The following is a 13,592-nucleotide window of genomic DNA, read 5'->3' as shown; positions in this document are numbered from 1 at the left end:
AACATGTGTAGAACAAAGGCAGATAATGGCGGGAAAAAATCATGCTGACCAAGAAACAGCTCGACCTTCTGGACTTCATCAACAAGCGGCTGCAACGCGATGGCGTGCCACCCAGCTTCGACGAGATGAAGGAAGCGCTGGACTTGCGCTCGAAGTCGGGCATCCACCGCCTGATCACGGCGCTCGAGGAGCGCGGCTTCATTCGCAGGCTGGCCCATCGCGCCCGCGCCATCGAGATCGTGAAGCTGCCAGAAAGCCTCGGCGGGAAACCGTCGGGCTTCCGGCCCGAGGTGATCGACGGAGACCGCCCCGACAGCCAGCCCGCGCAGGCACAGCCGGTGAGCAGCATCGAGGCGCTTGAGTTGCCGCTGCTCGGCCGCATCGCCGCCGGCGAGCCGATCCAGTCGATTGCCGACAACCCGCCCAACATCGCCGTCCCCGGTGCCATGCTGACGGCCAATGCAAGACATTTCGCGCTCGAGGTGACGGGCGACTCGATGATCGGTGCGGGGATCAATGACGGTGACGTGGTCATCATCCGCGAAACCGGCGCCGCCGAGAACGGCGAGATCGTCGTCGCGCAGGTCGAAGGATACGAGGCGACATTGAAGCGTTTCCGCCGCAAGGGCGACACCATCGTGCTCGAGGCGGCCAATCCCCAGTTCGAGCCGCGCGTGCTGCCGGTCGGTTCGGTGAAGATTCAGGGCAGGCTCGTGGGGCTGATCCGCACCTACTGAGCCGACCGTTCAGCGGCCGTGCCAAAGGCGCGCGCCTGCAGCGGTCTCGATGCGCGGGCCGTCCGGCGCAAGCCACACTGCGACGGAACCGGTGCGCCGCAGGCGGGCCGGATCGTAGATGTCGCAGCCGGGTATCTCGGGAAGATCCACGCTCGCCACGACGATCTCGCGGGGCGCGCAGCCGGCAAAGGCCTGCGCCGCGCGCTTGCCCTGCAGATGCGTGATGCCGAGACCGGGCAGCGTCATACGGGCAATGCGCTGCGGTGCGCCACCGGGCCAGAGCGCCGCGGCCTCGGCCTGATCTCCGGGCCGGCCGTCGTTCTCGAGCCAGATCCCCGCGAGAAACCCGGCCCCGCGTTCGCGGGTCAGCGCACGACCCCGGTCGGTCATCACCCCCACAAGGGTGCCGGTGTCCGAGATCAGGATGTCGGGCCGCTTCGCCGTGGTCCAGAGCGCAAGGGCGAGGCAGATCGGCGCGAGCCCGGCCCACCGCAGGCCGCCGCGCCAAAGGCAGAGCATCAGTCCTCCCACGGCGATCAGCGGCAGAACCGATGGGCCGGGGGCGACGATGTGGCCCACGGCACCCTCCCAACCCGAGACGGTGCGGGCGACGAGGAGTATCCACTCCAGTCCGAGCCGCATCGGGGCGAAGGCCAGCCAGTCCAGCCCGAGCGGCATGAGCAGCGCCGCGACCACGGCCATCGGCACGACGACAAGACCCATGATCGGAACGGTGGTGAGGTTGGCTACGAGCCCGTAGTGCGAGACGAGGTTGAAATGCGCCATCGCGATGGGGGCCGTGGCCGCCGCCGCCGTGACCGACGAAACCACGAGGGCGATGACCGGCCTCAGCCAGCCCGGCGCACGCCGCTCCGCGCCGATCTCGCGCAGGGCACCGAACACGCTCACCAGCGCGATGGTTGCTGCAAAGGACATCTGGAAACCGGGCCCCAGCAGCGCTTCGGGCCGCAGCGCCAGGACGATCAGCGCCGCGAGCGCGACCGCGCGCAAAGACAGGGCACGTCGGTCGAAGAGCACGGCGAACAGCATGACTGCCACCATGACGAAGGCCCGTTCGGTGGCAACGTTGCCGCCCGACAGCGCGAGATAGCCGCAGGCCGCGAGCAACGCCAGCGCTGCCGCGATCTTCTTTCCGGGCACATGGTGGCGCGTCCGGGCCGGCACGAGCAATGCCAGCCGAACAGCGCCGAAGACGAAGCCGGTCAGAAGCCCCATGTGCAGCCCGGAGATGGCGAGAAGATGCGCGAGGTTGCTATGGCGCAGCGCCTCGACCGTCTCGCGGGCCATGCCCTTGCGATCGCCCGTCATCACGGCGGCGGCAAAGGCCCCGGCCTCGCCGGGCAGCGCCGCCTGCACCCGCGCCGACAGCGCCATGCGGAGGCCGGTGAGCGTCACCCTGTCAGGCCGGGGAACCAACAGCAGGACCGGCGTTCGCGTGTAGCCGACCGCCCCCAGGCGCAGGAACCAGGCATGTCGCCGGAAGTCGAAGCCTCCGGGCTCCGCCGCGCCTCCCGGTGGCGAGAGATGCCCCGTCAGGATCACCGTCTGCCCGGGAAAGGGATCGAGAAACCCCTGCTCTCCGTGCAGCGAGACGCGGACCCGCGCCGGGGTCTCCTGCGGCGCCATCCGGCGCAGCACGACGCGGTCGAGCGTCAGCCGAAGCGCGTCCGAGGCGGAGCGGTCGATGGCGACGATCCGCCCCTCGATCGGCCCGTAGTAGCGGAAGCCCAGCTGCGGACCCGCCACCCAATGCGCCCGCGCGCCCGCCAGCGAAACGCCAAGGGCGACGAGCCCCGCCGCGACGGCAAGGGGCGCGTGCCCCACCCCGAGCCGCCGCGACAGGACCAGCACGAGCGCCCCCGCAAGCGCCGCGCCGATCAGCCCCCAGACCGGCGGCTCTTCCGGCAAGGCGAAGTAGAGGCCGATCCCGCCCGCGAGCGCCACCGGCACCCATGGGAACAGATGCCCGCGCTGGCCGCTCAGTCCGGCCTGCATCCACGCCGCGATCTGCCGCATACTTGCCCCCGTCCCGTCCGCTGGTTAGGAACGCCGCAAACGCTATCCTCCCCTTGGTTACCGAGAGGTTAAGAACCCATGTCCGTCGTCACCCGTTTCGCGCCGTCCCCGACCGGCTTCCTGCACATCGGCGGGGCCCGCACGGCGCTGTTCAACTGGCTCTATGCCCGTGGCCGGGGCGGCCGGTTCCTGCTGCGGATCGAGGACACCGACCGCGCGCGTTCGACCCCGGAGGCGACCGAGGCGATCCTCAAGGGCCTCGACTGGCTTGGCCTCGACCACGACGGCGAAGTGGTGAGCCAATACGAGCGCGCCGACCGTCACGCCGAGGTCGCCCGGGAGCTGCTTGCCAAGGGCGCCGCCTACAAATGCTTCTCGTCGCAGGAGGAAATCTCGGCCTTTCGCGAGAAGGCCAAGGAAGAAGGCCGGTCAACGCTGTTCCAGAGCCCGTGGCGCGACGCCGATCCCGCGACCCACCCCGACGCGCCCTACGTGATCCGGCTCCGGACCCCGATGGAGGGCGAAACGGTGATCGAGGACGAGGTGCAGGGCCGCGTCACCATCCGCAACGACCAGCTCGACGACATGATCCTGCTGCGCTCGGACGGCTCGCCGGTCTACATGCTCGCCGTCGTCGTCGACGATCACGACATGGGCGTGACCCATGTGATCCGTGGCGACGACCACCTGAACAACGCTGCGCGGCAGATGGGCATCTACACCGCGATGGGCTGGGATCTTCCGGTCTATGCGCATATCCCGCTGATCCACGGGCCCGACGGCAAGAAACTCTCGAAGCGCCACGGTGCGCTCGGCGTCGACGAATACCAGAAGCTGGGCTACCCCTCGGCCGGGATGCGCAACTACCTTGCGCGGCTCGGCTGGAGCCACGGCGACGACGAGTTCTTCACCGATGCGCAGGCCACCGAGTGGTTCGACCTGTCGGGAATCGGCAAGTCGCCCGCGCGCTTCGACTTCAAGAAGCTCGAGAATCTCTGCGGCCAGCAGATCGCGGTCGCCGACGATGCTGCACTGCTGCATGAAATCGAAGCTTACCTCGCGGCATCGGGGCAGCCTGCGCTGAGCGAAGGACAAAAGGATGGGCTGCTGCGAGGCATGTACTGCCTGAAAGACCGCGCGAAGACCCTTCCGCAACTCCTTGAAAAGGCGGAGTTCGTTTTGACATCCTCGCCAATCGAGCCGGACGAGAAGGCGGCGAAGGCACTCGACCCTGTATCCCGTGGTATACTGGCTGCGTTGACGCCGCAGCTGCAAAATGCTAGCTGGTCGCGGGAGAAGCTCGAGGAGACGATGGCCGAATTCGCTGACGCACAGGGGACCAAATTCGGCAAGCTTGCCGGGCCCTTGCGTGCAGCCCTCGCCGGTCGCAGCGTCACCCCGAGCGTATTCGACATGATGCTGGTGCTCGGCAAGGAGGAAAGCCTCCTCCGGATCCGGCAGGCAGCAAGCTCCGAGACGGGGTAAGGGCCTGAAAGAGCGTTTCCCGGAACGTCTCGAAGGCCATGTGAAGGAACACCGCCACGGGCACCCAAGGGGCGCCCGGGCCATTTCGAAAGGAACGCATAAGCATGGCTGAAACTCCGACGAAATCCGCGACGCTGACGATCGGCGATCAGACCTACGATCTTCCGATCTACTCGCCGACCGCCGGGCCGGACGTGGTCGACATCCGCAAGCTCTACGCGCAGGCCGGTGTCTTCACCTATGACCCGGGCTTCACCTCGACCGCCAGCTGCGACAGCACCATCACCTTCATCGACGGCAACAAGGGCGAGCTGCTGCACCGCGGCTACCCCATCGACCAGCTGGCCGGCAAGTCGCACTACCTCGAGGTCTGCTACCTGCTGCTCTACGGCGAGCTTCCGTCGGCGGCCGAGCTCGAGAAGTTCGAGAACACCATCACCCGCCACACCATGCTGCACGAGCAGATGCAGTACTTCTTCCGTGGCTTCCGCCGGGACGCGCACCCGATGGCGACCATGGTGGGCGTGGTCGGCGCGATGTCGGCGTTCTACCACGACAGCACCGACATCTCGGACCCCAAGCAGCGCGAGATCGCCTCGCACCGCCTGATCGCGAAGATGCCGACCATCGCGGCATGGGCCTACAAGTATTCCATCGGCCAGCCCTTCGTGTATCCGCGCAACGACCTGAGCTACGCGGCCAACTTCCTGCACATGTGCTTCAGCGTGCCGGCCGAGCCCTACCAGGTCGACCCGATCCTGAGCCGCGCGATGGACCGGATCTTCACGCTGCACGCCGACCACGAGCAGAACGCCTCGACCTCGACCGTGCGCCTGGCGTCCTCCTCGGGGGCGAACCCCTTCGCCTGCATCGCGGCCGGCATCGCGTGTCTGTGGGGTCCGGCGCACGGTGGCGCCAACCAGGCCTGCCTCGAGATGCTCAAGACCATCGGGCACGTCGATCGCATCCCCGAGTTCATCGCACGCGCCAAGGACAAGGACGACCCGTTCCGCCTGATGGGCTTCGGTCACCGCGTCTACAAGAACCGCGACCCGCGCGCGACGGTGATGAAGCAGTCCGCAGACGAGGTTCTCGACCTCATGGGGATCGAGAACAACCCGATCCTGCAGGTTGCCAAGGAGCTCGAAAAGCAGGCGCTCGAGGACGATTACTTCGTGGACAAGAAGCTGTTCCCGAACGTCGACTTCTACTCGGGCATCATCCTCGAGGCGATGGGCTTCCCCACGTCGATGTTCACGCCGATCTTCGCGCTGTCGCGCACCGTCGGCTGGGTCTCGCAGTGGAAAGAGCAGCTTGCCGATCCGCAGCACAAGATCGGTCGTCCGCGCCAGCTGTATCGCGGCCACACGCTGCGCGACTACAAGGAGATCGAGGACCGCTGAGGGCCTCTCTTACCGGACAACGAAAAGCCGCCCCTCGGGGCGGCTTTTTTACGTCCGTGTTGTCGGAGTGTCCGGCCAACCAGCGCTTCGGTCAGCGCCCTTCGAAATGCGCCGGGCGCTTCTCGAGAAAGGCGACGACGCCTTCCTTGAAATCCCGCGTCTTGCCGCACTCCCCCTGCAGCCGCGCCTCGACCCCGAGCTGGTCGGAAAGGTCGTTCTCGAAGGCGCTGCGCAGCGCGGTCTTGATGCGAGCGAAGGCCTCGGTCGGCCCCTGCGCGAGGTAGTCCGCCCGCGCCTTCCAGACAGCCTCGAATTCCGCGTCAGGCACCGCCTCCCAGATCATGCCCCAGTCATCTGCCTGCCGGGCCGAAATGCGGTCGGCAAAGAGCGCCGCTCCCATCGCCTTGGCGAGCCCCATCTGGCGCGGGAGCGCCCATGTGCCGCCGGCGTCGGGAATGAGGCCGATGCGCGAGAACGCCTGCATGAAAAAGGCGCTCTCCGTGGCGATCACAACGTCATGGGCCAGCGCGAGGTTCGCACCCGCCCCGGCCGCCGCGCCGTTGACGGCGGCGATTGTCGGCACCGGGCACTCGACGATGGCCCTCAGCATCGGCTCGTACTCGTCACGCAGGATGCGCTCGACATCGAGGTTTGCAGCGGTCTCTCGGTTGCCGAGATCCTGCCCGGAACAAAAGGCGCGGCCCTCGCCGGTCATCACCACGGCGCGGGCCTCGCGGCCGGCGACCTGCATCGCGTGGGTGATCTCGGCGCGCATCTGCGTGTCGAGCGCGTTCATCACGTCGGGCCGTGACAGGGTGATCAGCGCCACCCCACCGGCGGTCTCGAATCTGATGGTTTCGTAATCCATGGGGCCTGCCTCCTGCGCCTCGTCCCGTTCCGGCGCCATGAAACATCGCCGCGCTCGGGATGGCAAAGGCAAACGCGGCGTCACGGAGGCCGGACGCCGCGTCTTGGGACTCAGCCCTGTTCGTCGAGGATCTGCCGCAGGCGCGCGCGCTCGGTCTCGGAAAGGCCCGCCTCGGTCGGTGCGTCGGCGCGGGACCGGCCGCGCAGGTAGAACCCGCCGACGATCAGCGCGAAAACGAAGAGGATCGGCCCCGCCGCCCAGAGCAGCCAGTTCCAGCCGCCGGTGGTCGGTTTCAGCAGGACGAACTCGCCGTAGCGATCGACGATGAATTCGACGACCTCTTCGTTGCTGTCGCCCTCGACCAGACGCTCGCGCACCAGCAAGCGCAGGTCGCGGGCAAGCGAGGCGTTGGAATCGTCGATGCTCTCGTTCTGGCAGACGAGGCAGCGCAGCCCTTTCGAGATGTCCCGCGCCCGCGCCTCGAGCGCGGGGTTGTCGAGCACCTCGTCCGGCTGCACCGCCAACGCCATGTTGGCAACGAAGGCCAGCAGCAGCCCGAAGGCCACGGTCCGGATGGCGCCCGTGCGCCGGATCAGCGTCGTCATTCCGCCGGCACTCCCTTGGCCTGCTTTGCCTGCGCCGCCTTGCGGGCGCCCGCCGCGACACGGAAGCGGCGGTCGGACAGGCTCAGCAACCCGCCAAGCGCCATGAGGATCGCACCGCCCCAGATCCAGTTCGCGAGCGGCTTGATGTAGACCCGCATGCTCCAGCCGCCGCTATCCTGCGCGTCGCCGATCACGACGTAGATGTCGCGAAGGAAACGACCATCGATCGCGGCCTCGGTGGTGGGCATCTTGGCAACCGGGTAGTTGCGCTTTTCGGGATAGAGATGCGCGATCTCTTCGCCGTTCTGGCGCACCGCGACCTCGCCCATCGTCGAGAAATAGTTCGGCCCCTGCACACGCTCGACGCCGAGCAGTTCCATCTCGTAGGCCCCGACGGTGAACGGCTCGTTCACCTGCGCGACGCGGATGTCTTCCTCCTGCCAGGCCATGAGCCCCGCGATCCCTGCCATGCAGACGCCAAGGCCCGCGTGCGAGATCGTCTTGCCCCAGTCGGCACGCGGCAGACGCAGCAGGCGGCCAAACTCGCGTTTACGTCCGATCCGCCCGAGGATGTCGGTGATCGCGCCACCCACCAGCCACGCGCCGAGGAACATGCCCACGGGCCCCAGCAGGCTGCGGCCGCTCTGCACGGTCCAGAAGAATCCCGCGATCGCCAGTGCCACGATCAGCGCCGGCGCAAGCTGACGCATCGCGCGACCGAGCTTGCCACGCTTCCAGCCGAGCATCGCCCCGAAGGGCAGCACCAGCCCGAGGATCACCATGAAGGGCGTGAATGCCATGTTGAAGAACGGGGCCCCGACCGACAGCTTGCGGTCGAAGAGCATCTCGGCGACCAGCGGCCAGAGGGTGCCGGTGAAGACCACGAAGCAGGCCACCGCCAGCAGGATGTTGTTCACCACCAGCGCCGATTCCCGGCTGACGATGCCGAAGACGCCCTTGGCCTGCATCGAGCTTGCCCGCGCCGCGAAGAGCGTGAGCGCGCCGCCGGTGAAGACCACGAGGATACCGAGGATGAAGACCCCCCGCTCGGGATCGGTGGCGAAGGCGTGGACCGAGGTCAGCACGCCCGAGCGCACGATGAAGGTGCCGATCAGCGAGAAGCCGAAGGCGAGGATGGCCAGCAGGATGGTCCAGCTCTTCAGCGCCTCGCGCTTCTCGACCACGATGGCGCTGTGCAGCAACGCCGCCGCCAGCAGCCACGGCATGAACGAGGCGTTCTCGACCGGGTCCCAGAACCAGAAGCCGCCCCAGCCAAGCTCGTAGTAGGCCCACCAAGAGCCGAGCGCGATGCCGACGGTCAGGAACGTCCAGCTGAGCAGCGTCCACGGGCGGACCCAGCGGCCCCACGCGGCATCGACGCGGCCCTCGATCAGCGCGGCCACGGCGAAGCTGAAGCAGATGCTGAGGCCGACGTAGCCGAGGTAGAGAAACGGCGGGTGGAAGGCGAGCCCGGGGTCCTGCAGCAACGGGTTCAGGTCCTGCCCGTCGAAGGGCGGCACCGCCATGCGCAGGAAGGGATTCGAGGTGAAGAGAATGAAGGCGTAGAAGGCCACGCCGACCATTGCCTGAACTCCTAGCACCCGCGCTCGCAACGTCGGCGGCAGGTTGCCCCCGAACCAGGCCGCCAGCGCCCCGAAGAGCGACAGGATCAGCACCCAGAGCAGCATCGAGCCCTCGTGGTTCCCCCAGACGCCGCTGATCTTGTAGATCAGGGGTTTGGCGGAGTGGCTGTTCTCGACGACCAGCTTCAGCGAGAAGTCGGAGACGATGAAGGCGTGCATGAGCGCTGCGAAACTCAGCAGCACAAGCAGGAACTGCGCGGTGGCAGCGGGTTCGGCGACGGCCATCCAGCCGGGCCAGCGTTTGTGGGCGCCCACCATCGGCACGAGGGCCTGCACGCAGGCGACGGCGAAGGCGAGAATGAGGGCGAAGTGTCCAAGCTCGGTAACCATGTCTCCGTGTATACGGATGCCCATGATTTGGGCCAACGAAAAACATTGGCCCGCTCGGTTCACATTGTCGCAATCGCATGGTTGCGCGGGGTGGGCCCGGTCGAACCTGACCCGCGCTCACGCCCTCGCGGTTTCGACTTCGTTGCTGATCACCCGCGAAGACGCCGCCACTCCTCTAGTGCCGGGTTCGGATCGACGCCGTCCGCCACAGATGCGGCATCCGGACCTCCAAGCGCCCCGCCGGCCACGCCCTGCGCGCGCAGATCGTCCAGCCCGCGCAGATGTCCGATGACCTCGGGCAGCGCCGCCATGCTCGCGGCCATGTCCCGGCGGAACTCCTGCCCCTTCGCCTGATGCCGGGCACCGAAGTAGAAACCGACGATGGCGGCAAGCAGCCACCAGAGCGGCTCGGGCACCAGCGCGATGCCGGTCATGCGCTCGGCGAACCACACCGGGTCGACCATGGCGGAGACGAAAAGCCCGAGCGTTCCCAATGCCATGGCCGGGCGCGGCACGCGGTTGAGCGCGTCCATTACCCGGTCGAAGCGCGACCGTCGCGCGTGGGCAAACTCCGCCGCGAACTGTTCGAGCGCCTTGCCCTGCAACCCGGCCTCGCGTGCGGCCTGGGCCTCGGCGTTCACCCGGAAGACCTCGGCAGTGTCGCGGATCATGCTGCCACCGCCACCGAACAGCAGGCCCATCAGCTTCTCCATCATCCCCATGTCGCCACCCGGGCGCGGAACTGCGCCTCCGTCATGTGGAACCGGGGCGAGATGAAGGTCTCGGCACGCCGGATCCAGCCCCCCTTCCCGCCCTTGCGGGTCCGGGCATACTTCCGGCTGGCGGGCCTCCGGTCGGCGAGTGCAAAGTAGTAGTTGCGGCGCGCGATGCCGTAGGCGTCGGCCAGGTGCTCCGGGGCCAGCCTCGCGGCCCGCTGCGCGGCAGCGACGGTCTGCGGCCCGATGACGCCGTCGACCGCGATATTCTCTCCCATCTGCACGAGAAGCCGCTGCAAGATCTTCACCGCGTTCGTGCCAGCGTTGACATACATGTCGAAGACACTGGCGTGCAGCACCTCCGGCAGCGCGGCGATGCGCGGGCGGCGGAAGTAATGGTCCACGAAGATCTCGACCGCCTGCGCCCGTGTCAGGTGCCGCACGTCGGCGGCATCGCTGTCGCCGTCACCGTCGAGGTCCAGCCCCAGCCGTCTCAGGGTGTGCACGGTAACCCCGTGGTTGGTGGCCCCGCCCGGGTCGTCGGGGTCGTTCACGTAGCCGCCCTCGCGGGCGACGATCTCTTCGGCGATGCGCCGGACATCACTGGCTTCGGTCATCTCTGCTCTCGCGCTTGTTGGCTCCGGAGGGGGGTTCCCCTCGGCCTCAAAGCTGGCGAGGATTGGTTAACCGAAGATCGGAGCAGCGCACGGAGACCGCCATGCCCCTCACCGCCGAGCAGATCATCGAGATGCTGGAGCTGTCGCCGCACCCCGAGGGTGGCCATTACCGCCAGACCTGGGCCGCAGACGCCCCCGAGGGCACACGCCCGGCCGGCACCTGTATCTATTTCCTGCTGAAGGCGGGCGAACAGAGCCACTGGCACCGGGTCGATGCCGCCGAGATATGGCTTTGGCACGCGGGCGCGCCGCTCGTTCTGTCGCTGTCCGCGACCGACGAGGGGCCGAAGCAGGATCTGCCTCTGGGGCCCGACCTGGCCGCCGGGGAGCGCCCGCAACTCGTGGTCCCGCCCGGACACTGGCAGGCCGCGCGCAGCACCGGCGACTGGACACTGGTGAGCTGCACCGTTTCGCCCGGGTTCCGGTTCGAGGGGTTCACGCTCGCGCCGCCTGAATTCGACATCCCCTGAGGCCGGCCCCGCAGAGCGCGGCACGTACGATAAGGGCCGGAGCATATGCTCCGGCCCAAAGATCCTGCGACGAGGGTCCAATCAGTTCATGAAGGATTCGTCGACGTCTTCCATCTCCATCAGCTGATCGCGGGTGTAGTTGGTCACGATCGCGTAGGACACGTCGTCCACGGGGATGAGTTGCACGTCGGTCATCGAGATGTGGATGTGCTTGTCACCGATGTCGAGGAAGCCACCAACTTCGGCCACGATGCCCTCGAAGGAGCCGTCGGCGTTCATCACGATGTCCTCGATCTCGCCCACGTTGTCCCACTCGTCGGACACGGAGTCATACTGCTGCATCTCGCCGCCGGAGCTGGCCATTTCGGTGCCGTCCGACATGGTGTCGCTGTCGTCCGACGCGGCCATCTCGGTTTCCTCGGCGTTCTCGTCAGACGCGTTGGCCTGCTCTTCGCCATCTTCCATGCCGGCTGCTTCGCCGTCGGCGTCGATGGCGTAGACGGTACCGCCGATGATGTCACGGGCACGGATCAGTCCATCGTAGTTGTTCGGGAACATCACGTCTTCGGCGTTGTTCGCGGTCTGCTCCATCTCGTTGCCAGCTTCGTCCGCGGCCTGCTGCATCTCTTCGCCAGCCTGCTCCATCTCCTGGCCGGCTTCGTCGGCTGCCTGCTGCATCTCCTCACCGGCCTGCTCGGCGGTGTTCTCGGCGGACTGGGCTGCGTTTTCGGCGCCCTGCTCGATGGCGTCGCCGGTGTTCTCGGCAGCCTGCTCCATCTGCTCGCCGGCTTGCTCCATGTTCTGCTCGGCGTTCTCCATCGAGTCGCCGTGGTTGTCAGCCCAGGCGGTGGTGCCAGCGGTGATCGCGATTGCGGCGGCGGTCATGGTCAGACGGTTCATGGTGTTTCCTCCGTATGTCATCGTCGCCTCGTTGCGACGTCTGCACGCACAACACGAAAAACCCCCGGGCCGTTCCGCCCGGGGGTCGATCACGCGATAACAAAAGCTTTATGGAACACAATCACATATTGTTGTGCACGAATGCGAGAAGCTGGCGGGTCGAGCCATCCTTGCCGTCCGCGCCCTGCTCTCCGGTGACCATCGGGCCGAGCGTTGTCGCCAGTTCCTTGCCAAGCTCGACGCCCCACTGGTCGTAGGAGTTGATGTTCAGGATCACCCCTTCGACGAAAACGCGGTGCTCGTAGAGCGCCACGATCTTGCCGAGCGTTTCGGGATCGAGCGTCTCGTAGACCAGCGTGGTCGAGGGCCGGTTGCCCGGGAACACCCGGTGCTTGGCCTGCCGCTCGAGCTCGTCGCCCTCGAACTTGCCAGCCACTTTCTCGCGCGCCTCGTCGAGCGTTCGGCCACGCATCAGCGCCTCGGACTGCGCGAAGCAGTTGGCGATGAGCAAGGCGTGGTGATGCGCAAGCTCGGGCTCGTGCCCCTTCGCGGCGACCATGAACTCGCAGGGCACGACGCGGGTGCCCTGGTGGATCAGCTGGTAGAAGGCGTGCTGGCCGTTGGTCCCCGGCTCGCCCCAGACCACCGGGCCCGAGTTGAACGCGAGGTCGGCGCCGTCCATGCTGACACCCTTGCCGTTGCTCTCCATCTCCAGCTGCTGGAGATAGGCCGGCAGCCGCGACAGCCGGTTGTCGTAGGGCAGCACCGCGCGGGTGGCGTGGCCGAGCACCTGATTGTGCCAGACACCCACGAGCGCCAGCATCACCGGCATGTTCTCGGCAAGCGGCGCCTCGCGGAAATGCGTGTCCATCGCAAGGCCGCCACGCAGGAAGGCGCGGAAATCCTCGGGGCCCACGGCAATCATCAGCGACAGGCCGATCGGCCCCCACATGGAATAGCGGCCACCGACCCAGTCCTCGAAGCCGAAGACACGGGACTCGGGGATGCCCCATTCACCCGCCTTCTCCTTGTTCGACGACAGCGCAACGAACTTGCCGTCGGTCGAGACGTCGTGCTTCTCGAGCCAGTCCCACGCGGTGCGCGCGTTGGTCATGGTCTCGATGGTGGTGAAGGTCTTCGAGGCAATGATGAACAGCGTCGTCTCGGGGTTGCAGCCCTTCAGCGTGTCGGCGATGTCGGCGCCGTCGACGTTCGAGACGAAATGGCAGCGCGGGCCGTCGTGGTAGGGCGACAGCGCGATGGCCCCCATCTTGGGCCCGAGGTCCGAGCCGCCGATGCCGATGTTGACCACGTCGGTGATTTCCGAGCCGCGAATCTCGTGCGCGACCGCTTCCATGCGGGCGAGCGTCTTCAGCACCTCGGGCATGACGTCCTCGCCCTCGACCAGCACCGGCGCGCCGTCGAGGTTGCGCAGCGCGGTGTGCAGCACGGCGCGGCCCTCGGTTTCGTTGATCTTCTGGCCGTTGAACATGGCGTCGCGGCGCACGGCGACATCGGCGCCCTCGGCGACCGCCAGGAGCGCTTCGACAACCTCGCTGTCGAGCTGGGTCTTCGAGTAGTCGAACAGCAGCCCGTCGTGCTGGATCGAGAAGGTCGCGGCACGCTCGGCGTCCTGCTCGAAAAGCGCATCGATGCGACGCCCGTCGCGCGCGGCGGCGAGGCTCTTGAGGGTCTCAAACATGATGAATCTCTCTTCTGCT

At 67.1% G+C, this 13,592-nt stretch carries 12 protein-coding genes; 4 read left to right on the top strand and 8 right to left on the bottom strand.

The window, feature by feature from the left end:
• Window positions 1-41: 41 nt before the first annotated feature.
• Window positions 42-737 (top strand): transcriptional repressor LexA, encoded by a 696-nt coding sequence (lexA, locus tag D6860_RS12085; RefSeq protein WP_017468454.1) that lies wholly within the window; start codon window positions 42-44, stop codon window positions 735-737.
• 9 nt (window positions 738-746) lie between these two features.
• Here the strand turns inward: lexA and D6860_RS12080 are convergent, their stop codons facing one another.
• Window positions 747-2,774 (bottom strand): ComEC/Rec2 family competence protein, encoded by a 2,028-nt coding sequence (locus D6860_RS12080; RefSeq protein ID WP_076624722.1) that lies wholly within the window; start codon window positions 2,772-2,774, stop codon window positions 747-749.
• Between the two features lie 78 nt (window positions 2,775-2,852).
• On the opposite strand from D6860_RS12080, the gene gltX reads away from it, so the two are divergent.
• Together gltX and gltA are read left to right on the top strand one after the other, a co-directional pair.
• On the top strand, window positions 2,853-4,259 hold the full coding sequence (gene gltX / locus D6860_RS12075) for a glutamate--tRNA ligase (protein WP_076624723.1): 1,407 nt from the start codon (window positions 2,853-2,855) through the stop codon (window positions 4,257-4,259).
• Between the two features lie 104 nt (window positions 4,260-4,363).
• On the top strand, window positions 4,364-5,662 hold the full coding sequence (gene gltA / locus D6860_RS12070; protein ID WP_076624724.1) for a citrate synthase: 1,299 nt from the start codon (window positions 4,364-4,366) through the stop codon (window positions 5,660-5,662).
• Window positions 5,663-5,753: 91 nt separating this feature from the next.
• Here the strand turns inward: gltA and D6860_RS12065 are convergent, their stop codons facing one another.
• The 5 genes from D6860_RS12065 to D6860_RS12045 all read right to left on the bottom strand — a co-directional run bounded on the left by D6860_RS12065 (window position 5,754) and on the right by D6860_RS12045 (window position 10,441).
• The gene (locus tag D6860_RS12065; protein WP_076624725.1) at window positions 5,754-6,530 is read right to left on the bottom strand and encodes an enoyl-CoA hydratase-related protein; all 777 of its coding nucleotides are present in this window, start codon (window positions 6,528-6,530) and stop codon (window positions 5,754-5,756) included.
• 110 nt (window positions 6,531-6,640) lie between these two features.
• Window positions 6,641-7,135 (bottom strand): cytochrome c-type biogenesis protein, encoded by a 495-nt coding sequence (locus D6860_RS12060; protein ID WP_076624726.1) that lies wholly within the window; start codon window positions 7,133-7,135, stop codon window positions 6,641-6,643.
• A complete protein-coding gene (locus tag D6860_RS12055) occupies window positions 7,132-9,108 on the bottom strand; it encodes a heme lyase CcmF/NrfE family subunit (RefSeq protein WP_076624727.1) in 1,977 nt (658 codons plus the stop codon). Before D6860_RS12055 ends, D6860_RS12060 begins: the two co-directional genes overlap by 4 nt.
• Window positions 9,109-9,257: 149 nt before the next feature.
• Window positions 9,258-9,830 carry a holin family protein gene (locus D6860_RS12050; protein WP_017469839.1) on the bottom strand — a complete coding sequence of 191 codons (573 nt, stop codon included), beginning with the start codon at window positions 9,828-9,830 and terminating at the stop codon, window positions 9,258-9,260.
• Entirely contained in the window at window positions 9,821-10,441 is a 621-nt protein-coding gene (locus D6860_RS12045) for a holin-associated N-acetylmuramidase (protein ID WP_076624728.1), read from the bottom strand. The genes D6860_RS12050 and D6860_RS12045 overlap by 10 nt, the downstream gene beginning before the upstream one ends.
• Before the next feature lie 101 nt (window positions 10,442-10,542).
• Here D6860_RS12045 and D6860_RS12040 point away from each other — a divergent pair, with 101 nt between their 5' ends.
• A complete protein-coding gene (locus tag D6860_RS12040) occupies window positions 10,543-10,971 on the top strand; it encodes a cupin domain-containing protein (protein WP_076624729.1) in 429 nt (142 codons plus the stop codon).
• Window positions 10,972-11,052: 81 nt separating this feature from the next.
• Here D6860_RS12040 and D6860_RS12035 read toward each other — a convergent pair whose 3' ends face one another.
• Both D6860_RS12035 and pgi read right to left on the bottom strand, forming a co-directional pair.
• On the bottom strand, window positions 11,053-11,871 hold the full coding sequence (locus D6860_RS12035; RefSeq protein WP_017468217.1) for a PRC-barrel domain-containing protein: 819 nt from the start codon (window positions 11,869-11,871) through the stop codon (window positions 11,053-11,055).
• Between the two features lie 121 nt (window positions 11,872-11,992).
• Window positions 11,993-13,573 (bottom strand): glucose-6-phosphate isomerase, encoded by a 1,581-nt coding sequence (pgi, locus tag D6860_RS12030; RefSeq protein WP_076624730.1) that lies wholly within the window; start codon window positions 13,571-13,573, stop codon window positions 11,993-11,995.
• Between the last annotated feature and the right edge of the window lie 19 nt (window positions 13,574-13,592).

This window comes from Salipiger sp. D13 (genome assembly GCF_003703915.1).
Lineage (GTDB): Bacteria > Pseudomonadota > Alphaproteobacteria > Rhodobacterales > Rhodobacteraceae > Salipiger > Salipiger profundus.
The sequence above is the reverse complement of the archived record's forward strand: the minus strand, read 5'-3'. Positions and strand labels throughout refer to the sequence as shown.

Bases quoted from the DNA above. Each gene is read 5' to 3' on its own strand.
- lexA (WP_017468454.1), top strand. From the start codon at position 42: ATGCTGACCAAGAAACAGCTCGACCTTCTGGACTTCATCAACAAGCGG.
- D6860_RS12080 (WP_076624722.1), bottom strand. From the start codon at position 2,774: ATGCGGCAGATCGCGGCGTGGATGCAGGCCGGACTGAGCGGCCAGCGC.
- gltX (WP_076624723.1), top strand. From the start codon at position 2,853: ATGTCCGTCGTCACCCGTTTCGCGCCGTCCCCGACCGGCTTCCTGCAC.
- gltA (WP_076624724.1), top strand. From the start codon at position 4,364: ATGGCTGAAACTCCGACGAAATCCGCGACGCTGACGATCGGCGATCAG.
- D6860_RS12065 (WP_076624725.1), bottom strand. From the start codon at position 6,530: ATGGATTACGAAACCATCAGATTCGAGACCGCCGGTGGGGTGGCGCTG.
- D6860_RS12060 (WP_076624726.1), bottom strand. From the start codon at position 7,135: ATGACGACGCTGATCCGGCGCACGGGCGCCATCCGGACCGTGGCCTTC.
- D6860_RS12055 (WP_076624727.1), bottom strand. From the start codon at position 9,108: ATGGTTACCGAGCTTGGACACTTCGCCCTCATTCTCGCCTTCGCCGTC.
- D6860_RS12050 (WP_017469839.1), bottom strand. From the start codon at position 9,830: ATGGGGATGATGGAGAAGCTGATGGGCCTGCTGTTCGGTGGCGGTGGC.
- D6860_RS12045 (WP_076624728.1), bottom strand. From the start codon at position 10,441: ATGACCGAAGCCAGTGATGTCCGGCGCATCGCCGAAGAGATCGTCGCC.
- D6860_RS12040 (WP_076624729.1), top strand. From the start codon at position 10,543: ATGCCCCTCACCGCCGAGCAGATCATCGAGATGCTGGAGCTGTCGCCG.
- D6860_RS12035 (WP_017468217.1), bottom strand. From the start codon at position 11,871: ATGAACCGTCTGACCATGACCGCCGCCGCAATCGCGATCACCGCTGGC.
- pgi (WP_076624730.1), bottom strand. From the start codon at position 13,573: ATGTTTGAGACCCTCAAGAGCCTCGCCGCCGCGCGCGACGGGCGTCGC.